We start from the raw sequence: 23,815 nt of genomic DNA on the forward strand, positions 1-23,815 counted from the left end.
GATTCTGAACCGTGGGCAACCCGGCAGGACGCCGGGTTAGCCGCATTGGGCCATGGATGGCCCGTTGCGGCGGCCCACGGTTCAGGATCTGCGGGCGGGCATCCCGAGCCTAGGCGAGGGACCGAGTGGTGGGGCAAGAGCCTTTTGCTTACTTTTGGGCTCCTTTCAAAAGTGAGGCGCTGTAAAAGCGCAACCAATATCAGCCGTGACAGCGGTAACGGATATGTACACAAGAATTGCAGCATGAAAGTTGAGCTCAGCCCCGCAGCATTTCCTTCGGCACGTACTTGCCAATCTCGAACTTGCCAATCGCCGCCCGGTGGACCTCATCCGGGCCGTCGGCCAGGCGTAGCGTGCGCTGCATGGCGTACATATAAGCCAGCGGAAAGTCGTTGGACACCCCTGCACCGCCATGAATCTGGATTGCCCGGTCAATCACCCTCAACGCCACGTTCGGCGCCACCACCTTGATCTGGGCGATTTCGCTTTTTGCGACCTTGTTACCCACCGTATCCATCATGTAGGCCGCCTTCAATGTCAGCAGGCGCGCCATATCGATCTCCATCCGCGAGTCGGCAATCTTGTCGACATTGCCGCCCAACCGCGCCAGCGGCCGCCCGAAAGCCTCCCGGCTGATTGCTCGTTTACACATCAATTCCAGCGCACGTTCAGCCATGCCTATCGAGCGCATGCAGTGGTGGATACGCCCCGGTCCTAGCCGCCCCTGGGCTATTTCAAAGCCGCGCCCTTCCCCGAGCAGCACGTTCTCATAAGGCACCCGAACATTTTCGAAGACGACTTCGGCGTGCCCATGAGGCGCATCGTCGTAACCGAATACGGGTAATGGACGGACAATTTTCAAGCCGGGCGTGTCAGTCGGCACTAAGATCATCGAATGCTGCTCATGGCGCGGCCCATCGGGATTGCTCAGGCCCATGAAGATCAGAATCTTGCAGCGCGGATCGCAGGCACCCGACGTCCACCACTTGCGCCCGTTGATGACCCATTCATCACCCTGGCGCTCAGCAAGAGCGGCCATATTGGTGGCATCCGACGAGGCAACATCAGGCTCGGTCATGGCGAAAGCCGAGCGAATTTCCCCGCGCAGCAACGGTTCCAGCCACTGTTTTTTCTGCGCCTCGCTTGCATAGCGCACCAGCACTTCCATGTTGCCGGTATCAGGCGCCGAACAATTGAAAGGCTCCGGCCCCAGCAATGAACGCCCCATGATCTCTGCCAATGGCGCGTACTCCAGATTGGTCAGACCGGCCCCCAGCTCAGACTCAGGCAGGAATAGATTCCACAAACCCTCGGCTTTGGCCCTGCTTTTGAGCTCTTCCATGATCGCCGTAGGCTGCCAACGGTCGCCCTCAGCCACTTGCTGCTCAAATATGGGCTCAGCGGGATAAACGTGGTTATCCATGAACGCCGCGACGCGTTCGCGCAATTCCTGAACCTTCGGGGAGTAGGCAAAATCCATGGGGCAACTACCTTCTGAGTGAGGTTTGTAAGGTCATGTAACGATGCTAGGCCGCCCACCAACATTTATCTAATCTATTCTCCGCGTGTATAAACATTCATAACCGATATATGATCGGGCAACGCTCCCCTGAGGCAGCGACACAATAAGAACAACACAAGAGGCGCACGGCATGAACCTGAGCAAGGTCGATCTCAACCTTTTCATTGTCTTTGACGCGATCTACACAGAAGCCAACCTGACCCGCGCCGGACAAATCGTCGGCATCACTCAGCCCGCGGTATCCAATGCGCTGGCCCGCCTTCGCGAAACCTTCAACGATCCGCTGTTCGTCCGCACCGCCCAGGGCATGGTGCCCACGCCGATGGCCCAGAACATCATTGGCCCGGTGCGCAATGCGCTGTCGCTATTGAGAGTCTCGGTGCAGGAAAGCCGGATATTCAACCCGCTGCAGGCCGTAAAAAACTACCGGATCAGCATGACTGACCTGACTGAAGCGGTGATCCTGCCCGCCCTGTTTCAGCGTCTGCGCCGCCAGGCACCGCAGGTGACCATCGAAAGCTTCTTATCGAAGCGTCGGGAGATGACCAAAGAACTGGCTGCCGGTCGCCTTGATTTCGCCGTAGATGCGCCGCTCAACACCGACCCGCAGGTACGCCACGTCAAGCTGATGGCTGATAAATACGTCTGTGCCATGCGCCAGGGGCATCCCTTGGCGAGCAAGGAAGCCTTCAAGCTGGATGACTACCTGTCGTCGTCGCACATTCATATTTCCAGCCGTCGCAGCGGGCTCGGCTATGTCGACCTGGCGTTGGGGAAAATGGGCATCCAGCGCAAAGTGGCCCTGCGCTCACAGCATTACCTGATGGCTTCACAAGTACTGCAGCAGACCGACATGGTCATGACCGTGCCGGAACGCTTCGCCAAACGTCATGAACTGCGCTACTTCCCGCTGCCGGTATGTGACGTTCCGGCGGTGGAAACGCACCTGTACTGGCATGAAAGCACTGACCAGGACCCGGCAAATCGCTGGATGCGCGAGCAGATCATCGAGCTGTGTCAGCAGGTCACGGCGCATGAGAACAAGCTAGAGATGGCTTGAATGTCAGACGGTAATCATTTGTTATTTAAACACTTTCTAATAATAGACGCCGATCTTCTGTGGCAGCGGTGCTTGCCCGCGATGCATGAGACACGGTTGCAAGGCACGCCGCGTTATCGTTTATCGCGGCCAAGCCCGGCTCACACAGAAATACATTCCAAGCCATGGAGCTGAGTAAGCCCTGCAGTATTTCCTGCTTGACGTATACGTAAAGGGAACCTTAGGTTAAGCCTCTGTTTTCCCGCCGAGCGCGTACATGACCAGCCAGACCTACAGCATCTCCGATCTCGCCCGCGAGCTGGACATCACCACCCGGGCGATCCGTTTCTACGAAGAGCAAGGCATGCTAGCCCCCGAAAGACGTGGCCTGGAGCGTATCTACTCGGCCAGAGACAAAGTGACGCTCAAACTCATTCTGCGTGGCAAGCGCATCGGTTTTTCTCTGGCCGAATGCAGAGAACTGATCGAGCTGTACGACCCTACCGGCGGCAACCACAAACAACTGCAGACCATGCTCGGCAAAATCAGCGAACGCCGCATTCAGCTGGAACAGCAACTGCTGGATATCCAGCACATGCAGCTGGAGCTGGATACCGCTGAAGAACGCTGCAAGCTGGAGCTGAGTAAAACAATAAAAATCAAATAATTGCAGAATTATTCTCGAGTCATTCGAGAAGGAGCCAGACATGCCATTACCTGAAAGAGTGCGCCTGGTAGAGGTGGGACCTCGCGACGGATTGCAGAACGAATCGCGGCCTGTCAGCGTCACGGACAAAGTAAAACTGGTGGATGAGCTGTCAGCGACCGGACTGACCTACATCGAAGTCGGTAGCTTTGTGTCACCCAAGTGGGTACCGCAAATGGCGGGCTCGGCAGAAGTCTTCGCCAGCATTCAGCGCAATGACAAGGTGACCTACGCCGCACTGACCCCAAACTATCGCGGCTTTGAAGATGCCCTCGCCGCTGGCGTCAGAGAAGTTGCTGTGTTTGCCTCTGCGTCCGAAACCTTCTCGCAACGCAACATCAACTGTTCAATCAGTGAAAGCCTGGAACGCTTCGCCCCGATCATGGAAGCCGCACGCTTGCACGGCATGCAGGTCCGCGGCTATGTCTCCTGCGTATTGGGCTGTCCATATGAAGGCGTAATCGCGCCCGCGCAAGTCGCAGCAGTCGCCAATGAGCTGCTTGGCATGGGCTGCTACGAAATATCCCTCGGCGATACCATTGGTGTCGGCACTCCTGATAAAACCCGTGAGCTGTTCGATGTCGTCGCGGGGCGCATCGCCCGGGGCAAACTCGCCGGGCATTTTCACGACACCTACGGCCAGGCCTTGGCCAACATCTATGCCAGCCTGCTGGAAGGTATCCACGTATTCGACAGCTCCGTAGCCGGGCTGGGCGGCTGCCCCTACGCCAAAGGTGCGAGTGGCAACGTTGCCAGCGAGGATGTGCTCTACCTGCTTGATGGGCTGGGGATCGAAACCGGAGTCAATCTGAACCGGCTGATCAATGCCGGGCAAGGCATCTGCGACGCCCTTGGCAAGGTCAACGGCTCGAAGGTCGCCAAGGCACGCCTGTCGGCATAAGGTGCGACATGATGTCACAGAGTGTTACCCTGACCTCAGTAAGCAGGAAAAAACGGGTAACACGGAAACAGTCGCCAAGGATTTTCACTCAATCCAAAGCGCCCAAATTCCTCCATACCCCTGATTTCAAAGGCCTTTAAAAAACTGGCACGCCTCCTGCTATATCTTCAGTACAACAAAAATAACAATGCGCAGTAACCCAATAAAAACAAGACGTATCGGCTCTGACATAACAAGAACAACACGGACAGAGGCGCAGCTAACAGATTTTTTTGGAGTGGATAGCTTTTCTGAGGACCTTGAAAAGATCCTCGCAACCGGACAGAGAACAACAAAACTACCCTGAGGTAGCTCCAGACCTGGTTGGATCAACACGATAAAAGCCGCATCAGCGCTCAAAAAAATACGTTTGCTCTTGATCCCCAATGGGATCGCTTAAAAACAGCGACAAGGGTACGGCCACCAAAAATAACAAGAGGCCGCCCAACAACAAAAAAGAGCATCGAAAAAACCTTGAAGGGGAGCCCAGGCTCCCTTTCGTGCTTTCTGGGATTTGGTGAGGGCGGCCACTGGGCCGTATCCATTGAAGCGCGAGATGCTCTTCACATATCCGTTTCCGCGTAAAGGCTGATATTGGTTGCGCTTTTACAGCGCCTCACTTTTGAAAGGAGCCCAAAAGTAAGCAAAAGGCTCTTGCCCCACCACTGGGTCCCTCGCTGTCGCTCGGCATACCCGTAATCCGACATTGCTGCGTGGGGCCGCCGCCACCGGCCATCCATGGCCTGAGGCGGCTAAACCGGCATCCCTGCCGGTTCACCCCACGCAGCAATATCGAATTCCGGCCGGCGTGGTTTAACGGGGCGCTTAAGGTCAACATCAAGAGCAGATCAAGAGCATGTTTCGACTAACCTATAGGCCGCGCATGTACCAGCCGCCTCGTGAATGAATTCGCTTCCACAAGGAACCTGGGTTTACAAGGCAATCGCGCGTCGACAATTGAGTTACGACCCAGTGAAACCTAATCCCCCACCGGCAACCGCTTCAGCACCTCAATCACCTCATTCGCCGCATTGGACAACAACGACCCCGGCCGGGCGATAACACTGATACTGCGCTCCACCTGCACCGGCAACCGGACACATTCGAACAAACCACCATCGTCCGGAATCAGGCGACTGGGCAAAATCGTCATACATTGCCCCTTCCCAACCAGATCCAGCAACGTCGCCACACAACTCAACTCCCCACGATGACTAAGGCGCACCTGAGCGGCTGCCAACTGCCCATGCAACCGCTCCACACCCGCATGACGCCAGGACACATACCTCACGCCCTCGCACAACTCGTGAAACGGCCGCGGAGTCAGCAAACGGCTTCGGGCAGCGACCAACACATAAGCATCCGACCAGCGCACATGCTCAACGTGATACTCATCAAGCGTCGTCGTGGGCAGGATCAGAATATCCGCCAACTCCCGTCGCAACACATCCAGCGTCGGATGCTGCTCGCTGCCATGCTCCACATTCAAATGCACCCCCGGATGCAGCCGGGTCATCGCCTCTACGCATGCCGCCAGAGACGTCTCGTCCATATGGCTACAGTAATGAACCGTGACACTGCCGCTGAGCTGACTTTTTTTAGCTGCTCAAGCGTCGCCAACAGACTGTCCAGCGTACGGCTGATGACCTGACCCTCCGGCGTCAGGACGCACCCGGCCCGGCTGCGGATGAAAAGCCGCTTGTTGAAATAGTCTTCCACTTCCTTGATGGCGTAACTGATGTTCGATTGACTGCAACCCAGAATCGCAGCGGCTTCCGAAAACGAGCCATGGGAAGCAACGGTCTGGACGATTTTGAAGAAGTGGGTATTCATTTTTCTTGCACTCTGTAAGCGTTGAAGGCTCTGGACTGCGCGTTGAGGAGATAGTGGCGTGCAACAAACCTGCTATGCCAGCTTGTTGCGGAAAAAGGCGGGGATAGAAGATGCAGGAACTGCCCCGGTGTCCATGGCACCGCGCTATCGCGCAGCAAATACGGACATGTAGGAGTGAGCTTGCTCGCGATTCGGTTTCGTGACCGCCGGATTTATCGGCTGAGCTGACGTTATCGCGAGCAAGCTCACTCCTACAGGGGTGCACTTGAATTCAGTGATTCATGTGTCTTGTTTGACAGGAAAACTCTAAGCAAGGATGCGTCTCGCTGACCCGGTCGACACCGTCAGATCAATCGTTCTCGGTCCAGTCGAAATCCAGTTGCAATGCAGTACGCTCGGCAAGCTCTCGGCTGTGCAGGCGCTCCACCAGGTGCAGGCTCATGTCGATGCCGGCAGAAATCCCCGCCGAGGTCACGAAAGCGCCCTCGTCTACCCAACGCAACGTGCTAAGCACATCGACCGACGGAAACATCTCTTTAAGGTCATCAATGTCTTCCCAGTGCGTGGTCACTTGCTTACCGGCCAGCTTGCCGGTCTTGACCAGCAGAAAGGCACCGGTGCAGACTGCCGCCACCACGCGCTCCGGTACGGACTGGCCGCTGATCCAGTGGATCACGTCAGCCTTTTCCAGCTCGGCATTGACCACACCGCCCGGCACGATCAGGCAATCCATCACCGGGTGGTCATCGATGGAGAAATCGGGATCGACTTTCAGCCCGGCACGGGCGCGGATCGGGTCGAGTGTGCGGCCGATGGTGAATACGTTGAACAACGCCCGGTCATCGCGGCTTTTGCGCAAATGCATACGCGTCGCGGTGGTGAAGACTTCGTAAGGACCTGCGAAATCGAGAACTTCGACGTCGTCGTAGACGTAGATACCGATGTTGATAGACACGAACGTACTCCTGGATCGCACCGGCGACCGCTGGCAAATGTTTAGGCAACCGCCTGATTTCAGGGCTTCAGGTTAACCAGTACATTTGCACCGGACTACTGGCGGAAATGCCAATATCCGGTAACATCGTGCCATGAAAAATCATCTTGTCGTCGCGCTCATCTACAACCAGCTGTGCACCTTCGAATTCGGCTGCACGGTTGAAGTATTCGCCCTGAAAAGACCCGAGCTGGGTGTCACCTGGTATGAGTTCGCCACCTTCCCGGTGGATGAAGGCCAGATCACGGCGGCAGGCGGCATTACCATCGTGCCGACGCCCGGTGAAGTGTTGCTGGAGAACGCCGATACCATCATCGTGCCAGGCTGGCGCGGGGTCGAATCCGAGGTTCCTCCCAAGCTGATCGCTCAGTTGCAGGCGGCGCATGCTCGTGGCGCACGCATCTGCTCGATCTGTACCGGTGCATTTGTCCTGGCGGCGGCGGGTTTGCTCGAAGGCAAGCGTGTCACGACTCACTGGCGCTATACCGATCTGCTGGCCAGCATGTACCCGGAGCTGACGATCCAGCCCAATGAGCTGTATGTCGATCAGGGCCAGATCGTCACCGCTGCGGGTTCTGCCGCGGGCCTGGACATGATGTTGCATCTGGTGCGTAACGATCACGGCGCGAAAGTCGCAAACATGGTCGCGCAGCGCATGGTCATCCCGCCCCACCGTGAAGGCGGTCAATCACAATACGCCTCGCGCCAGCTGGTCTCTGCCAGCGAAGGCCCGATATCAAAGCTGATGGACTGGATCCGCAGCGACCTGCAACGCCAGCACAGTATCAAGGACATGGCGGATCACGCAGCCGTCAGCACCCGCACGCTGCATCGCAGTTTCATGGAAAGCACCGGTTTGACCCCCAACGACTGGCTGCTGGGCGAGCGCATTGCCTACGCGAAGGAATTGCTCGAGTCGTCGAACATGCGCCTGACTGAAGTCGTGGAGGTGGCCGGGTTCGGTTCCGAAGAGTCTTTTCGTCGCCACTTCCGCAACATCGTCGGCGTCAGCCCGAGCAGCTACCGTAAGCAATTCACAAGGGCTTGATGGCTCGGGGCGCATAAATCGCTTCGATCAGCGCGTCAGGAAATGCTCCCCAGGCACCCGCCACAGCAGTGTTGGTCATCGCCACCAGACTGATCGCGGCTTGCGGGTCGACCCAATAATGGCAACCGTAAATCCCGCACCACGACCAGCTTCCGGCCCCCTGTAACTGCTGGGCCTGAAGCGGATCGGTCAACAGCATGGGCCCGAGGCCAAACTTCCAGCCCGGCCCCCTGCCCTCGATCTGCACTTCGCCAATCGCATTGCTTAACAGACTGGACGTGGCGGCCTTGGCTAATAACGGCGCGCCGCCGAGCCGCAAGCATTCCAGCAAACGCATATAGTCATCGGCGCTGCCGATCATCCCGGCCCCGGCCGATGGCCAGCCGTGTGGATCACCGCTGCGATAAGCCGATACGCTGGCTCGACCTGTTTCCAGACGCAGCTCATCATTGCCATTGATCAATACCGGCAAACAGACGTCGTCCTTGTAGGCACACGCCAGGGTTTGCGGATCACCCTCCTGAAACCCGGTAGCGATCATCCCCAGCGGCCCGGTGACCCAATGCTCAATGGCCTCAGGTAACGTCATGCCGGTCGCACGCTGAATGACCACTCCCAGCACGTCGGTGGCGATTGAATACCGCCACGCACCGCCTGGTTTGAACAGCAAAGGAATGCTCGCCAGCCGTCGCAGGTTTTCAGCCTGATCGAAAGCGACACGGTCCAGCCCGTCGCTGATGCCGGCCTGCTCGTAGGCATTACCGACGGGCAATTCGAACCCATAGGCCAGGCCAGACGTGTGGGACAGCAGATGGCGCAACGAAATGATCGGCGCTGAGCCGTCCGCCAGTTTCGGCGTGAAGTCCGGTAGCCAGCGGTTCACCGCATCGTCGATGCATAACAGGCCATGCTCCTGTAAGCGCAGGATGCAGACCGAAGTGATCAGCTTCGTCAGCGACGCCAGCCTGAAACGCTCATCGCGAGTGATAGGCCTCAGAGCCTCACGATCCGCCCAACCCCGGGCGCAGGCATAACGAAGCTCGCCCGCCTGCGCCAGCAGCAACACGCCACCGACAATCCGGCCCTCATCAACGACGCCATGCCAGACATCGTCAATGCGCTTGATCGTTGCGTCATCAATAATCACCGGCCTCGCACCGCATTACAGAAAATCTGCGTGTACATCTCAGCCGAATGGCGGATCGGATTGGTGTGCGAGCAGCCATCGGCAAAGGCCATCTGCCCCACCAGCGCGGCGTCACGCTCGTCGATACCCAACGCGCCAAGGGTATGGGGAATACTGATTTGCTCACGCAGCGTCAGCAGCCACTCCATCACCCCGTTAAAGCCCGGCCGGGTCAAACCCAGCGCCACCGCCAACTCATCCATCTGCGGCCCCAGCACCGATTGATTCGCTTGCAACACGTAGGGCAGAAGGATCGCATTAAGCAACCCGTGATGATGGTCATACAGGGCGCCAAGCGTCTGAGCAATCGCATGTACACCGCCCAGCCCACGCTGAAAGGCGGCTGCGCCAAGGCTGGAAGCGACGAGCATTTCCTGCCGGGCCTGAAGGTCGCTGCCATCGGCAACCGCTCTAGGCAGGAACTGCTTGATCATCTGCATGCCCTTCACCGCAACGGCTTCTGCCATGGGGTGATACTTCGGCGAGCAGTACGCTTCCATGCAGTGGGTCAAGGCATCGACACCGGTTGCTGCGGTCAGGTCAGCGGGCAAGCCAAGTGTCAGGTTAGCATCAAGAATCGCCACTCGCGGCATCATCCGGATGTGCAGGATGGTGCGTTTGACCCGCGCCTGTTCGTCCGTGATTACCGAGGCCCGGCCGACTTCCGAGCCGGTCCCGGCCGTGGTAGGCAAAGCGATAATCGGAGCGATGCCCTCAGGATCAGCACGCCGATGATTTTCGCCGATGTCCTCAAAGTCCCACAGCGGGCGAGTCTGACCGGACATCAACGCGATGGCCTTGGCAGCATCCAGCGCCGAACCGCCCCCGAAGGCAATCACGCCGTCATGGCTGCCTGCTTTGTAGGCTTGCAGCCCTTCGGCGACGTTGGTCCCGGTCGGGTTGCCTTTGACCTGATCGAACAGACCGCAGATGCCAAGCGCCTTGCGGCAATCGGCCAGCGCACGCTGGATCATGTCAGTGCCCCCGAGAAAACGGTCGGTCACAAGCAGGGGCCGACGGATACCGCTGGCTTCGCAGGCACTGGCCAATTCCCGAACCCGTCCTGCCCCTACCCGGATTGAGGTCGGGTAGTGCCAATCATTGCTTTGCATGGTGTTCATCCTTGTTCAAATCAATAAGAGTTGCCCCGTGCCCCTGACACCGCACTGTCGCGCAGCAAACACAGTTCCGTGTGGGAGCGGTGCTTGCCCGCGATAAGGGCGACGCGGTCTGAAGGGTAAATCGCGGTGCTCTTATCGCGGGCAAGCACCGCTCCCACAAAAATCGCACCTATTCAGTGATTCATGATTTGTTTGATAGGGGGTCGCGCAGGTTGCGGATCAGACAGGCCACAACCCAATCAGCAAGCGCAGACCAAACGCGACCATGAACACACCCGTAGTGAGGTCGATGGCCTTTTTCATGCGCTGGTAACGCGCCTGCACCGCGGGAATGGAAAACAGGGTGGCGAGCAACACGAACCAGGAGATGGCCAGCACGGCAATGATCGAAACGCCGGCGGTGCGCACCCACATCGGCAAGCCTGGAGTCGATACAGTGGTGAACACACTGGTGTAGAACGCCAGTGCCTTGGGATTGGTCATGTTGGTCAGCAAACCGAAGCGGTACGCCCGCCCCAGGCTGCCAATACCCAGTTCGCCGATGTTGCGCGGCTTGGGTTGCGCCCCGGCATTGCGCAGGCTTTTGCTGCCCAGCCAGATCAGGTAGGCGCCTCCCAGCAACTGCAAAGCGGGTTGCGCCCAAGGCAGTTGCTGGAACATCAGCCCCAGCCCCGTGCAGGCCAGCAATGCCCAGATGATGCTGCCCGACGCGACGCCTAGCCCGGCGCAGATGCCCTGCTGCCGGGACTGGCTGATGGACAACTGGGTGATGACCAGAAAGTTCGGGCCGGGGCTGATGATCAGCACGATAAAAGCGCCGGCGAGCGCGGTCAGCAAAGTGATCTCGACCATGGAGATAATCCTTTTTCAGTGATGGGACAGAGGTGGATGCTTCGGGTTAATACACCGCCAGGTTCTCGACCTCGGCGTGCAGCGCAGCAAGGCATGCCTGCACCGCAATCCGCGCCTGCAGCGGCGCTTTGCAGGCTGGATCCGGCGTTGGCACGTAATGGTTGTAAAAGGTGCTGCCTTCGACGCAGGGTCCAAGCACCCATAGGCGCTGGTGGGTTGAACCGTCACGACGTAACGCCCGGCTTTGGGCATCAACCGCGATACCGTCAGCCGGGTATGGATGCGCGGCCCTGATCAGCCCCTGTGCCAGCATGTCGTTGATCACAGGCGAATGGCTCTGGCTCAGGCCGCTATGGGGGTTGCGGGCATTGATCAGTTCGTCGATTTCAATAGCGTGGATGCTGTCAGGTGCTAAAGGCGTGACCACGCCTGCATCCAGCAGCGCCAGCAAATCTTCGTACCGTTCTTTCTGCGGCCCACCGACCAGCCGATTACCAAGGCCCGCCCATGCGCCGAAGAACTCAAGGGTCGAGCGATCATTGAGGCCGTCATGATCGGCGGTCAGGCGCAACAGGTCTCGGCAATCACGCCAGACCTCCAGCGCTTGTGTGAGCGGGCTGGCATCAACGCCCAGGGAGCCGCGCGCCAGATCGCAGGCAATCCATTGCCGAAACCATTGCGGGTAGTGCTGCGGATCACCTTGCCAACCGCAAATGCTCAGATAGTCCTGCGGCTCGAACGGGCCAAACTCCTCAGCCAATGCCGCATAAACGTCCCGCAGGGCTTTGGTGCCGTTCGCGCTTTGCAGTGATTGGCTAACGCGATCCAGCCGCTCAGGTTGTTGCAGGCGCACCTTCGCCAGATAGAAAACGGCGCGCATCTCGTCTTCGATCAGCGGCAAAATCTGTTCAGCGAAATCCAGTCGCCCTTCTGTACTGTGTTCGCGCAGTTCGACAATGGCCTGCGCCGTGAAGAACAACCGTTGCGTCACCGAAGCGGACGACCTGCCTTGCGGCCGGCAATGAAACGGCAGGCCCGAACGGGAAAACAGATAAATCTGCGGCTCCCGCCCCGAAGGCTGATAACGCCAGGCGCTCTGGCCGTCGTCACGAACGAAACGGCCACCGCGACCTTCGGTCAGGTGAGCGATCTGATCCATGGCACTCAGGCCAAGACCTTCAATCGCTACGCGTTTAGCACCACAATTTGTATCCGGTTGCGGCGCATGTCCGGTGGTTAGAAACACTGCCTCGGCTTCAAGGTGCAGTCCGTCAGCGGTATCCAGGTGAAAGCCTTGATCGTCAGGATTCGGGCGACAGCCAATGACACGGTCGCGACGATGTTTGACCTGCACATGCGCCGGACAAAGCGTCAGCAGATACCGATAGCAATCGCGCAGGTAACGGCCGAGCAGCTTGCGCGGCACAAAGTCAGCAAACTCGATGGCCCGCCCGCTCCCGCTGACGCTTACGTGACCGCGTTCATCCAGACGCAGCCCCTTGGCGGTGCACCATTGCAGGAAGGTCAGGCCCGGCGCTTCATCAGGCTCCGAGGCCGGGTACGCCGATGAAAACCCGGACAACTGGCCCGCCATGGTGTTGAGCATCAAGTAGTCAGGCTGCTCCGGCAGATGCAGACCGCTGCCGGGCAGTTGTGGGTCGAACAGATCGATCATCAGCGGCGTGTGCGGAACCCGTCGGGCCTCACCGATCAGCTGCTCCAGCACGCTGAGGCCGCGAGAGCCCATGCCGATGATGGCAATGCGTTGAGCGTCGATGAACATTGGCATGGTCATCACCAGCGCTTCGATTCGAAGAAAAACTCCGGCACCGGCAATGCCGCGCCCTGCCCCACTGCGCGGTCATAGACCCGCTTGCCCACCGCCAGATCGAGTACACCGAGGCCAAACGGCGAGAAAATCGTCAGCCGGTCCGGGCTGACTTCCACCTCGCCCAGCATCAGTTGCGCCAGGGTGCCAGTGATAAAAGCACGGTGTTGATAGCGCTGAACGGCCAGATCCGGCGAAGTCTGGGCTTTGAGGCAATGCTCGACGTCGTCAAGGATGTTATTGGCCTGGGCGATGATGTCCGGCCCCAGGTCCCGCAGGGAAATATTGAGCAGGATCTGCTCAGGCCGAAAACGCTGCTCAATGACATACGGGCTCAGCGCGGTGGTGGCGAAGACCACGACGTCCGCCTGCAAAGCGCTATCGAGGTCCACCGCCTGGCAGACCAGCTCATGCTGAACCGTGGCGTGACCGACCAGTGCGGCAGCTGAATCGCTGTGCAGGTCGAACACCTCCAGCGCTTCGATCTGCCAACCATCGCTGACGAACATGTCGAGAATGGTTCGGGCAATGAACCCGGCCCCTACCACCGACAAGCGCCCTATCCTGCGCTGCTGCCTGTTCAGCCAGCGCGCCGCCAGCACCGCTGAAGCCGCAGTGCGCATGGCGCTGATCCGCGACGCTTCCAGGCAGGCATAGGCATAACCGCTGCGCGCATCATTGAGGATCAATACCGCTGAGGCACGTTGCAGACCGGACTCAATGTTGCCGGGGAAACTGGAGATCCACTTGATGCCACTGACCGGTTGCTCACCGGACAGGCTGGCAGGCAGGGCGATAATGCGATTGGCCGTTGCGAGGGGAAAGCGCAGAAAGTAACTGTCGGGGTTGATGCTGCGCCCGGCGTGATGCTCCAGATAGGCCTGCTGGACATCGTCGATGCAAGCCACTGGATCCTCGGCAAGAATCCGCGCAACGGTCTTGCCATCCACCACATGAAAGGCCGATTGCTTCAGACGTGCACTGTGCAAATCGGTGGTCCTGGACGGCTCGATGGGCATGTCATCCAGGGTCATCTGCAACACCTGACGGCCAAAACGCTGCTCGACCCAGTGATCGTCGTAGAGGGTATCGAGGTAACGCTCGCCCCAGTCCGGCGACAACGCAACGACCACCGAACCCGGTTCAATGCGCTCACGCCAGGCATGCACCGCCGCGATGACCGTCGCGGTGGAACCGCCCACCAGCAGACCTTTACTGCGCGCCAATAAACGGCACATGGCAATGGTCCGCTCTTCCGGGACCATTTCCAGATAGTGAATGCCTTCGGCATTGAAAATCGGCGGCCGCTGACTCGTCCCAAGGCCTGGAATGAAACGCTTGCCGGGCGGCGTATCAAAGGTCACCGAGCCCACGCTGTCCACCGCCACAATCTTCGTCGCAGGGTGGTGACGCCGAAAATACTGCACGCAGCCCATCAGGGTGCCGGTGGTCCCCGCGCCAACAAACAGGTAATCCACATGGCCGAAGTGGCGGCCGATGGACTGCGCAGTCGTTCGGGCATGAGCGCGCGGATTGGCAGCGTTTTCGTATTGGTTAAGCCACACGTAGCGCGGGTCAGCCGCGACTTTCTGGCGGATCAGCGCGATGCGCGTACCGAGATATCCGCCGTTGGCGTCCAGCGCATCGACCTGGATGACCTCCGCCCCATAGGTCTGCATCAGGCGGATGTTGTGATTGGAACTGTTGGGATCTACTACACACGTGAACCTGATGCCGCGCTCGGCACAGATCATCGCCAGCGCCACCCCCAGATTGCCCGACGAGGATTCGATCAGCACGGTGTCCGCGTTGATCTGACCCCGGCTCTGCAAATCATCGACCAGGCCGACGGCCGTCTTGAGCTTGATCGAGCCCGCAGGATTCAGCGACTCCATTTTTAAAAAGAACTCAGGCCCGATCCCCGCTACTTTGAGAAACGTCTGGTCGTGAACGATTTCGGAAATATTGTTGTACATGAGGGTCACGTCATTCCGTCAGCAGCGGTTCAAGGGTTTGCGCCTGCACGGCGCGTTCGAGGCCCAGCGCGATACGCTCGGCGCGCAATGCCATCAGCGAAAACGACTGACTGTCGCTGATACCGTGGCTGCGTTCGGAGAGTCCATTGACCCACACGTTCACGTCGCACTGGCCTTGGGTGGCGACGCGGTAATCGCGATCAATCACCAGTCCTCCATCCACATCGGCTTTGAGCCACGGCTGCAAATTGCTCAACAGCGGCGGTATGACAGGTTGCTGATAACCAGTGCCCAGCACGATCACGTCTACCTCCAGCACCTGACTGTGCAAGCTAAAGGTGTCTGTCAGCGTGACCCGGTAACCATCAGTGGTTTTTTCCACCTGGCGGATCTCGCTGTAGGCATGGGTACGCAGGCGTTGGCGGCCGGCGATGGCGTCTTCGTAGATCAACGAGAACAGCTTCTGGCTTTCGTCCGGGTCAATACCGGCGTAGTTGGTCGAACGGCTCCAGCACAGGAAACGCTGGCGCGCGACCGGGTCCAGGCTGTGGAAGTAATCCACGTGATCCGGCGCGAACACCCGATTGGGGAACTGCCCGAGCTGGGTCAGTTTGAAACCCGCAGACCGATGGGCCGAATGTACAAGGAGGTTTCGCTCACGGGCGATCAGCTCCAGCACCGACTCACTGGCGCTCTGCCCGGAACCGACCACCAGCCAGCGTTTGGGCAATGAGTCACCGAACGCCTGCAAGCGGGTCAGAAACTGCGAGGTGTGGAACAGCGTAGGGCCGAGCAGGCCCTGAAACAGTTCCGGGATGGCAGGCGCGCTGCCGCTGGACAGCACGATATTTCGGGTTTCGACAAAGCCATTCGGCGTCTCGACGCACACAGCGCTCAGGCGTCCCTCCTCCATCACCGGCAGGATTTCGCTGACTGGCGCGTTGAACTGCGTTTGACCATCCACCTGGGCCGAGACCCAGCGCAGGTAATCCGACCATTCATGGCGGCTGGCCGGGCGACCCAGCAGGCCGAAATCGAACAGGCGGCCCTTATCCTTGAGGTACATGGCAAACGAAAAGCGACTGCGCGGATTGCGCGGCGTGACCAGATCACGGAACACGTGATGATTGATGTCGGTGCCGCTGAGCAGCAGTTCGCGATGCCATTGTGTGTCATGGGCGGCTTCAAGAAAACGTACGGAAAGCTCACCGAGCGGCGAACCCGCATCGCGGGCGTCTTCGAAGACACACGACAGCGCGATGCCTGCCGGGCCGAAGCCGATACACACGGCGTCTGCGTGCACGCCCCCTGTTGTTGATGCACTCATTTGCGTCCCATCCATAGTGTTTAAGGCGTTGCTATTCGGAAATGGCTTGCAGCCCTTGAGGGCCAACCCGCCAGAGGGTGTTAAATGCGCCCCGGCGCTCACCCTGGTCGAAACTGACCTCGCCCATCGGCGTGTTGAAGGTGGTGTGATTGAGCGCATGAAGCAGCTCTGCTCGACGCCAATTACGGCTGGCCAATACGCCCAGCACATGGAACAGAAGCAGGCTTTCCCGGTAGTAGGTTTCAGGAGCCGTTTCAGCGGCTGTTCCGAACAGCGCCGTGTACTGCAAAGTGCCCGGACATGGCTGCGCTTCAGTTTCGGCATTGCCGAAGCCGATTACCCAGGTGTTGCAATCGTCCGCAGCGGCGTTGCCCAGATAGGGCGAAGCGGCGTCATCGGTCAGGATCAGCGGCCGCTGACTGCCCTGGGCGCGACGTCGCTGCCAGTGCTCGCGACTGCTGCGCAGGCGACCGGCAAATACCTCCGCCTGCGCCTGCTCGCGCTCGTCGGTCTTGTGTATGCCGTAATCCCGCGCAGCCCGGGCAATACCCTTGGCAAGGGCTTGTCCGTGAGCGCTGTGATCGGCGCTGATGTGCACGGTCTGCCAGCCTTTAACCGCGATCCAGCCGAGCAGATCCCTGGACAGTTGTCGGTCCGACGGACAAAAACGGAACACGTTGTGATGGTCTTGCGTCAGGCAATCGATGGTCGCCGCCGGGGTCAGCAGCGGGATGCCCGATTGCCGATAAACCGGCGCTGCGCTGACCGCCGCGTCGGATGAAAAATGGCCGATCATCAGATCGACGTCGGCGGCCACCATATGCTCCGCGACCTGCTCGGCACGCACACGATTGGCGCCGTCATCAAGGAAATGCCACTGCACCTGAGCCAGCGCAGGTATGAAGTTTCGCGCTACGCACATCGCCCGCAGAAAGGTTCTCGCGTGGGGCGTGTCCGCCGGGTCAAACAAGGCAGACACGCCGACTTTGAGCATCGTCATGGCTGCACTCCAGCGACAACGTCTGCATGTTGCATGGCACGCCTCGGACAAAGTGCCGACCAGCCGGCGCTGGCTTCCTGACCCAGCAGGTGGCTTTGCATCTGCTCAAAAGCTATCTGGGCGATGCCCGGAGCGAACTTGAAGCCCAGGCCGCACATGCCACTGGCGAGGAACACCGGACTGTCTTCCCCGACAAAGCCCAGCAGCGGGCGACCGTCAGGGCTGTAGCTGTCAAACCCCGGCAGCACGTCAAGCACCTCAGGGTGGATGCAGCCGGTGAGCTGGCGCACCCGCTCAACAGCGTTTTGCCGATTGCGCAGGTCGGTGGGTGGCAGATCATCCGGGGATTGCTGCGTGTCGCGAAAGCCACAGCCGGTCTGCATCACCTGACGGGTCAGAGGGATCAGGTAACTCTGGCTGACGGCATCAATCAGCGGCATGCCGCATTCTGTGTCGGTCAGCACCCGGGCCAGCGGAATGGAGCGGGTTTCCAGTTGCAGACCCGGTATCCATTGCCGACTCCAGCCACCGGCCGCCACAACTACCGCACGACAGCGCAGAGTGCTTTCGTCCAGCCGTATATGGACCTCGCGAGGTGATTTGCAATCAATAGCGCGCACTTCGCAGTGCTCCAGCAACAGGCTATTGCGCCGCACGACATCTGCCAGCAGTTGCGTCGCCAGCCGCGCATTGCCGATGCAGGCATGCGGCTCGTACAGATTGACCCGCGCCTGATCCGGGCAACGTGGAAACTGCACGCCATCCAGTTCGCGACAGGCAATCAGGCGCATGGGATAACGGGGGCTGGCGTGTTGCTCAATGGCTCGGCAAAGGTGGTCCATTTGTTCAGGCGCAGCACGATAAATGGCGCCGCTGCGCCGCAAGGCCCGGGCGTATGTGTTGGCGAAAATACCGTCGTCCATCAGGCCGATGGAAAAAGCAGCCAGGTCCATCAACAGTGGATCGGGGTCATACAGCCGCACCAGTCCGCCGGAAAGCGCACTCGCTCCGCCAGCGCCTGCGGCGCCCTTATCGATCAAGGCCACAGCCAGCCCGGCGGTGCTTAGCCGGGCCGCAATACTGGCGCCGACAATGCCCGCGCCGATTACTGCGACGTCATAGTCCATCAACATGAGGTGTGCGTCCGTTCAAATGCAGTATTCAGCGGCCGAGCCGGTGAGAATCGTTGCGCTGACCCTGTCCAGCGGCAGCTCGAATGACTCGACGATGCGTGCTGCCGTGTCGGGGATCAGCGCCTGGCCGGTGACCGCGATGAACGCCGCGAAGTGGCTGACCGGGCGCCCTTCGCCCAGACGGATACGGGCGATGGCAATAACGTCGAGGAGCACGCTCGCCATGGTTTTCATGGAGAACTGTTCCGGCTGGGTGGCCTTGATCCATTGCAGCCGCAGCGCTTCGAGCAATCCGGCGTCAGGTCCACACATGCCACTCCACCAACTGCCGCGCTGCTGCGCACCAGTCTCAAGCAACGCAGGGAAAAACTCGCCAAACAGACCTTCGCGCCAGAGCAGGAAATGCTGCAGACGGAAATCGCCTTCGCATTCCTCCGGCGCAATGCTCGCCAGATACAACCGAGCGCTGTCGGCACAGGCCTGCCGGGCCAGATCGGCGACCCAGATCGCATGGTTGCGGCTGGTGGATAGATTCAGGCCATCAAGCTTGAGGAACTGGTTGGGCATGAAATGTTGGCGGATTTGCAGGTCGTCCAGCACCGACAATAAGGCCGGGTAGACCACCGCGTGGCTGAACACACAGTCGAAACCGAGAAAATGCACCAGCGTGCCCTGCCCCGATTGCCAGTACTGCTGGAACAGTTGAGGTTCGGCTGTCTGAGCGGCATGTTCGCGGAACGCGGCCATGTAACCGGCCAGCCCCATAAACCAGGTGTGTACCCGGCACGAATCACCTTCGGCCAGATCCAGCCCCGCGTCGCCGGGTCGTGTCACGCCCCAGTCGTGCAGATGTTCGAGCGTCTCGGGCAGCCAGCTGTCCAGCGGTTTGCGCCATTTGCGATTGAGCAGGCTGTCGCGTAACGCGGGCTTGAACTGCGCCAGCTTGAGGAATGCCCGATGGCTGTTGCGCCACTGAACCGGCTCACTGCAGAGCTTGCAACGCAGTCCGGTCATCAGTTCGGAGTCGGGAGCCTGAGCGCAGTTTTCACACTGGCTGGCATCGGACTCGGCACCGCAGTAGTTACACATACCACGAGCGAATGCTTCATAGCCCCAGACGTCACAATCCGGGCAGTACGCTTCGCTGGAGTCACGAAATTCGATAACACCCGCCTCACGGGCCTTGTCAAAAACCTCTCGCACCGCATCAGCGAAGAACGCGTTACCGTGGGGCCGCATCCAGTTGTCGGGTCTGATATTAATCGCCGCCAGCGACGCTTCAATCCGGTCGGAATTGCGGCCGGCCAGTTCCACCGGATCCACGCCCTGCTCCAGCCCTTTTCGCAGCATGTACGACTGGTAATCGTCGGAGTAGGAAACCAGTACGCAATCGTGACCCTTTTGGCGCTGGACCCGGGTGAACACATCCGCCCCGAGAAAAGGCCCGGCGATGTGCCCGATGTGCAGGTCCCCATTGGGTGTCGGCGGCGTGATGGTGACAACGAACCTAGTCATTCAGGCACCCCGTGGTTTCGCTGTGCTGCGCGACGAAGTCATTGACGTAGTTCATGTCCCACCAGACCACGTAGAAGTGAAAGTCCTCTTGCGAGTCATTGATGATGTAGTGATTGGTGTGTTTCGGAATCGCCGCGATATCGCCCACGCCGAACTCCAGCTCACGCTCGCCCACGATCAGTCGCGACCGGCCTTTGATGGCGATGAAGATTTCCTGATCGATCTGGGTATGCGCTTCACTGCTTGTTCCAGGCCGGACGACGCACCAGCCCCCGGCGAACGGCATGGGATAGCCCGCCCATGGCAGCAAGCGACTGCCGTCCAGGCCGTACTCATGGACGAGATTATCGAAGCGGGTTTGTCGAAGTATTTCGAACTTCTGCATGTTCAGCCTCCGTGGCTAATTGATGGCCAGGAGCATGCTATCGACGACGAAAAGTGGCTATCGGATCCATTGATATAACAACAGCTGCGTATCGAATTTTTAGATTTTCAGGGCGACAGGGTCGCGCTTCGAGCGAGGTTTTTATCGTTATCTACATGGGTTAGATTTTATCAAACAATGCAACTATCAGAATGCTTTTCTGTAGGCGCTCACGAGCCCCGCGAGGCCGCAATGGCGTTCTTTCTGATACACCGCCATCGCGGCCTCGCGGGGCTCGTGCGCTCCTACAGGTCTCAGACAAATTCGGGACATATGAGGATTGGGAACATGCGATTTTTATGTGGAGCTAATCTACTTAGTTAGAAACACTATGAAATATACTGAGCATCAGTACTATTGACATGAAAGAATCTTGTTGTAGAGATTTTCTTCAATGATCGGAACTGCAATAAACCTCACCGAAGAGCCATCATGCAAAACCGATAATAGTCACTATCAACTTTCGTAATAGTCCGAATCTTCCGGCCGGTGTTAGTGTTGGCGGCGATGAAGAACATGTTTCAATCGTTTTCTGACTCCGCATCAGAAAGCGCCAGATTGATGCTCCCGCTTCATCACTCCTTTGGTTAAGACTTTCAGCCACCTCACTTTTTGTGCGGTGGCTTTTTTTTGGGTTTTGCCCTGATGTGGTGCTCAGCACTGGAGTCGCACGGCAGTTTCTGGTCTATTAGCCCCTCGACTGCCGATTCAAAGCGCACATTCAGCTTCCGCATACAGGTAATTTTTGATGTCTGCCCAACGCTTCAAGCACATCCTCACGACCTTTACCGTTCTCGCATCCCTGACCGTGGCTGCAAACGCTTCGGCTCACGCGCATCTTGAGAGTCAACTGCCCGCAGCCAAAAGCACTGTCACCAGCCCAAAAGAGCTGCGCCTGCAATTCTCGGAAGGTGTCGAAGAGAAATTCACCAAGGTCACCATCACCTCAACCGCAAAAAGCGGAAAAAACATGGTTGAGCCGGTTCCGGCTATCGCCACCGATCCGGCAGACAAGAAAACCCTGATCGTGACACCCGCAGCACCTTTGGCTGCGGGCGACTACAAGGTTGAATGGCACGCCGTCTCGGTTGATACCCACAAAAGTGAAGGCAGCTACAGTTTTACTGTCAGCCCCTGATCCATGCAGAGCGCACTCATCCTGTGTCGTTTTGTGCACTTTTGGGTGCTGTTGGCGCTGTTCGGAATGTACCTGTCCCACGACCTGTTGCTGCGCTCGCGACTCGCGCGCGGTAAACATCTGCTGCCCAATCGGGTGATGCGCTGGCTTGCCGGGTCAGCACTGATCAGCGCCATTGTCTGGTTGATGCTGACCGCCGCGAGCATGGCAGGCAGTTGGGCGCAGAGCGTTGACCCACAGACCCTGCTGCTGGTGCTGAGCCACACATCATTCGGCAAGTTCTGGGCCTGGCATATGGGGCTGAATCTTCTGTTGCTGGCGCTGCTGCTCAAGCCGGGTAGCCCGCCTCCCACATTGCGCCTGCTACTCGCAACCCTGCTTCTGGCTACATTGGCCCCTGTTGGGCATGTGGCGATGTTCGACGGCGTCTATGGCGGGATGTTGATCCTTAATCAGTTCGTTCACCTGCTCTCGGTCGGCGCCTGGCTGGGTGGCCTTTGCCTGTTGCTGATGTTGCTATTGGTGCAGGGCCGCGACGCGGAAATTGATATGAGGGCCGTCCTGCTGCGTTTTGGCGGGTTTGGATACTTCATGGTGGCGCTGATCATCGTGACAGGACTGATCAACGTCCGCGTCATGAGTGGCGCACCATGGCCTGCACCGGCTTTTTCCGGCTTCGGTCTGGTGCTCGCCGTCAAAGTGAGCATGGTGTTGTGCATGTTGGCGCTGGCCCTGTTCAACAGGTTGATGCTCAGTCGCCACGTCTTACGCCTCGACATTGTGCGAGTCAGCATCGTGGTCGAATGCCTGTTTGGCATGGCTGCACTGGCGGCGGTGTCACTGCTGGGAACATTGCCGCCGATGCTTGCCGAATAGGTCGAGTTTGACCGCAAGACTCGGAGTGCAGCCTCTTCGGCCACTGCATAAGCTGGAACTCATTGTATCGGTGCAAGGTATCGGCTCATGATTCGCAACAGATCGTCCTCTTCGGCCACTGAAAATGATCCGCGCTGGCTCTCAGTGCTGGCCCGGGATGCGTCGGCTGACGGGCAGTTTGTCTATGGCGTGCGGACAACCGGCGTGTATTGCCGCCCGAGCAGCCTGTCGCGACTGCCCAACCCGGACAATGTGGTGTTTTTTGATAACCCGGAGCAGGCGGAAGCGGCCGGTTATCGGCCCAGCAAACGCATAGCCGCCGACCAAAGCCACGTTGCTCAACAGCATGCCGCCTTGGTGGCCAGCGCTTGTCGCTGCATTGAACAGGCTGAGTCGGCGCCCAGCCTCAAGGCGCTGGCGCAGGATGCGGGGCTAAGTCCGTACCACTTCCACAGGGTGTTCAAAACCGTCACCGGCCTGACACCCAAGGCTTACGCCGATGCGCATCGAGCAAAAAGGATACGCCAGCAACTGAGCTCGGGCGGCTCGATCACCGACGCGCTGTACGATGCAGGTTTCAACTCCAGCAGCCGTTTTTACGCTGCATCGGATGCGCTGCTCGGCATGAAACCGGCCCAGTATCGTCAGGGCGGTAACGACACAGAGATTCGCTTCGCCATCGGTGAGTGCTCATTAGGCTCGATTCTGGTGGCTCAAAGTCAGCGCGGCGTTTGCGCCATTCTGCTTGGCGATGATCCGGAAGTTTTAGTGCGGGACTTTCAGGATCAATTTCGCCAGGCCACATTGGTCGGTGCGGACGATGACTTCGAGCAGATGATCGCCAATGTGGTGGGCTTTATAGAGTCGCCGAACCTGGGTCTGGACCTTCCGCTGGACATGCGGGGCACGGCGTTTCAACAGCGGGTGTGGCTGGCGCTCAAAGACATTCCGCCTGGCAGCACCGCCAGTTATGCGCAAATCGCTCAGCGCATCGGCGCCCCGAAATCCTTCCGTGCAGTGGCTATGGCCTGCGGTGCCAACCAACTGGCAGTGGCCATTCCCTGCCATCGAGTGGTGCGCAGCGACGGCGGTCTTTCAGGGTATCGATGGGGCGTTGAGCGCAAGCAGCAGTTGCTGGATCGGGAGATTGAACTGGCACAAGAACCTGGTGCTGCGCTGTCGTTCAAAGAAAGCCAGTGATCCGCAGGACACCGCTATTGCGCTCCAAACACCGGCCCCTGTAGGAGTGAGCTTGCTCGCGATAGCGGTAGACCCGTTGAGAAATTACCGCCTGGCCTGACGCTATCGCGAGCAAGCTCACTCCGGGAGGGGGCGGGTTTTGTGTACCACAGCGGGG

The 23,815-nt window shown here is 58.9% G+C and carries 21 protein-coding genes and 1 pseudogene; 7 read left to right on the top strand and 15 right to left on the bottom strand.

Annotation, left to right across the window (positions count from 1 at the left end; translation table 11 throughout):
- Positions 1-256: 256 nt before the first annotated feature.
- Entirely contained in the window at positions 257-1,480 is a 1,224-nt protein-coding gene (locus KDX30_RS27105) for an acyl-CoA dehydrogenase (protein ID WP_231678007.1), read from the bottom strand.
- A 172-nt stretch (positions 1,481-1,652) separates the two neighbouring features.
- Between KDX30_RS27105 and KDX30_RS27110 the strand changes: the two genes are divergently transcribed.
- The 3 genes from KDX30_RS27110 to KDX30_RS27120 all read left to right on the top strand — a co-directional run bounded on the left by KDX30_RS27110 (position 1,653) and on the right by KDX30_RS27120 (position 4,168).
- Entirely contained in the window at positions 1,653-2,582 is a 930-nt protein-coding gene (locus KDX30_RS27110; RefSeq protein ID WP_099271295.1) for a LysR family transcriptional regulator, read from the top strand.
- 256 nt (positions 2,583-2,838) lie between these two features.
- On the top strand, positions 2,839-3,228 hold the full coding sequence (locus KDX30_RS27115) for a MerR family transcriptional regulator (RefSeq protein WP_027899355.1): 390 nt from the start codon (positions 2,839-2,841) through the stop codon (positions 3,226-3,228).
- Between the two features lie 40 nt (positions 3,229-3,268).
- Positions 3,269-4,168, top strand: a complete 900-nt coding sequence (locus KDX30_RS27120; RefSeq protein WP_231678008.1) for a hydroxymethylglutaryl-CoA lyase — start codon at positions 3,269-3,271, stop codon at positions 4,166-4,168.
- Between the two features lie 259 nt (positions 4,169-4,427).
- Here KDX30_RS27120 and KDX30_RS29605 read toward each other — a convergent pair.
- The 4 genes and pseudogenes from KDX30_RS29605 to KDX30_RS27135 form a co-directional block, all read right to left on the bottom strand.
- Positions 4,428-4,671 (bottom strand): annotated as a pseudogene (locus KDX30_RS29605) (hypothetical protein).
- A 515-nt stretch (positions 4,672-5,186) separates the two neighbouring features.
- Positions 5,187-5,759 carry a LysR family transcriptional regulator substrate-binding protein gene (locus KDX30_RS27125; RefSeq protein ID WP_231678009.1) on the bottom strand — a complete coding sequence of 191 codons (573 nt, stop codon included), beginning with the start codon at positions 5,757-5,759 and terminating at the stop codon, positions 5,187-5,189.
- On the bottom strand, positions 5,729-6,040 hold the full coding sequence (locus KDX30_RS27130) for a helix-turn-helix domain-containing protein (protein WP_231667441.1): 312 nt from the start codon (positions 6,038-6,040) through the stop codon (positions 5,729-5,731). Before KDX30_RS27130 ends, KDX30_RS27125 begins: the two co-directional genes overlap by 31 nt.
- Positions 6,041-6,389: 349 nt before the next feature.
- A complete protein-coding gene (locus tag KDX30_RS27135) occupies positions 6,390-6,995 on the bottom strand; it encodes a DJ-1/PfpI family protein (RefSeq protein ID WP_027902354.1) in 606 nt (201 codons plus the stop codon).
- Between the two features lie 133 nt (positions 6,996-7,128).
- On the opposite strand from KDX30_RS27135, the gene ftrA reads away from it, so the two are divergent.
- Positions 7,129-8,082 carry a transcriptional regulator FtrA gene (gene ftrA, locus KDX30_RS27140; protein ID WP_027902353.1) on the top strand — a complete coding sequence of 318 codons (954 nt, stop codon included), beginning with the start codon at positions 7,129-7,131 and terminating at the stop codon, positions 8,080-8,082.
- On the opposite strand, the gene KDX30_RS27145 is transcribed toward ftrA, so the two are convergent.
- The 10 genes from KDX30_RS27145 to KDX30_RS27190 form a co-directional block, all read right to left on the bottom strand.
- Positions 8,069-9,229 (bottom strand): serine hydrolase domain-containing protein, encoded by a 1,161-nt coding sequence (locus tag KDX30_RS27145; RefSeq protein ID WP_231678010.1) that lies wholly within the window; start codon positions 9,227-9,229, stop codon positions 8,069-8,071. The two genes, ftrA and KDX30_RS27145, sit on opposite strands and share 14 nt — an antisense overlap.
- A complete protein-coding gene (locus tag KDX30_RS27150) occupies positions 9,226-10,380 on the bottom strand; it encodes an iron-containing alcohol dehydrogenase (RefSeq protein WP_231678011.1) in 1,155 nt (384 codons plus the stop codon). The genes KDX30_RS27145 and KDX30_RS27150 overlap by 4 nt, the downstream gene beginning before the upstream one ends.
- Before the next feature lie 228 nt (positions 10,381-10,608).
- Positions 10,609-11,241, bottom strand: a complete 633-nt coding sequence (locus KDX30_RS27155; RefSeq protein ID WP_122704826.1) for a LysE family transporter — start codon at positions 11,239-11,241, stop codon at positions 10,609-10,611.
- Between the two features lie 46 nt (positions 11,242-11,287).
- Positions 11,288-13,024, bottom strand: coding sequence for an FAD/NAD(P)-binding protein (locus KDX30_RS27160; protein WP_231678017.1), 1,737 nt, complete (start codon positions 13,022-13,024; stop codon positions 11,288-11,290).
- 11 nt (positions 13,025-13,035) lie between these two features.
- Complete coding sequence (gene sbnA / locus KDX30_RS27165) at positions 13,036-15,045, bottom strand: 2,3-diaminopropionate biosynthesis protein SbnA (RefSeq protein WP_231678012.1); 2,010 nt, start codon at positions 15,043-15,045, stop codon at positions 13,036-13,038.
- 10 nt (positions 15,046-15,055) lie between these two features.
- Positions 15,056-16,372, bottom strand: coding sequence for a SidA/IucD/PvdA family monooxygenase (locus tag KDX30_RS27170; RefSeq protein WP_231678013.1), 1,317 nt, complete (start codon positions 16,370-16,372; stop codon positions 15,056-15,058).
- Positions 16,373-16,403: 31 nt separating this feature from the next.
- Positions 16,404-17,372, bottom strand: coding sequence for an ABC transporter substrate-binding protein (locus KDX30_RS27175; RefSeq protein ID WP_231678014.1), 969 nt, complete (start codon positions 17,370-17,372; stop codon positions 16,404-16,406).
- The gene (locus KDX30_RS27180; protein WP_231678015.1) at positions 17,369-18,505 is read right to left on the bottom strand and encodes an NAD(P)/FAD-dependent oxidoreductase; all 1,137 of its coding nucleotides are present in this window, start codon (positions 18,503-18,505) and stop codon (positions 17,369-17,371) included. The genes KDX30_RS27175 and KDX30_RS27180 overlap by 4 nt, the downstream gene beginning before the upstream one ends.
- Positions 18,506-18,520: 15 nt before the next feature.
- The gene (locus tag KDX30_RS27185) at positions 18,521-20,020 is read right to left on the bottom strand and encodes a methionine--tRNA ligase (RefSeq protein ID WP_231667453.1); all 1,500 of its coding nucleotides are present in this window, start codon (positions 20,018-20,020) and stop codon (positions 18,521-18,523) included.
- A complete protein-coding gene (locus KDX30_RS27190; protein WP_231667455.1) occupies positions 20,013-20,405 on the bottom strand; it encodes a cupin domain-containing protein in 393 nt (130 codons plus the stop codon). The genes KDX30_RS27185 and KDX30_RS27190 overlap by 8 nt, the downstream gene beginning before the upstream one ends.
- A 787-nt stretch (positions 20,406-21,192) precedes the next feature.
- Between KDX30_RS27190 and copC the strand changes: the two genes are divergently transcribed.
- The 3 genes from copC to ada all read left to right on the top strand — a co-directional run bounded on the left by copC (position 21,193) and on the right by ada (position 23,658).
- Complete coding sequence (copC, locus tag KDX30_RS27195) at positions 21,193-21,582, top strand: copper homeostasis periplasmic binding protein CopC (protein ID WP_027898553.1); 390 nt, start codon at positions 21,193-21,195, stop codon at positions 21,580-21,582.
- 3 nt (positions 21,583-21,585) lie between these two features.
- The gene (gene copD / locus KDX30_RS27200) at positions 21,586-22,458 is read left to right on the top strand and encodes a copper homeostasis membrane protein CopD (RefSeq protein ID WP_231678016.1); all 873 of its coding nucleotides are present in this window, start codon (positions 21,586-21,588) and stop codon (positions 22,456-22,458) included.
- Positions 22,459-22,545: 87 nt separating this feature from the next.
- The gene (gene ada, locus KDX30_RS27205) at positions 22,546-23,658 is read left to right on the top strand and encodes a bifunctional DNA-binding transcriptional regulator/O6-methylguanine-DNA methyltransferase Ada (protein WP_264760401.1); all 1,113 of its coding nucleotides are present in this window, start codon (positions 22,546-22,548) and stop codon (positions 23,656-23,658) included.
- Positions 23,659-23,815: the final 157 nt, after the last annotated feature.

The organism is Pseudomonas quasicaspiana, from assembly GCF_021147825.1.
Lineage (GTDB): Bacteria > Pseudomonadota > Gammaproteobacteria > Pseudomonadales > Pseudomonadaceae > Aquipseudomonas > Aquipseudomonas quasicaspiana.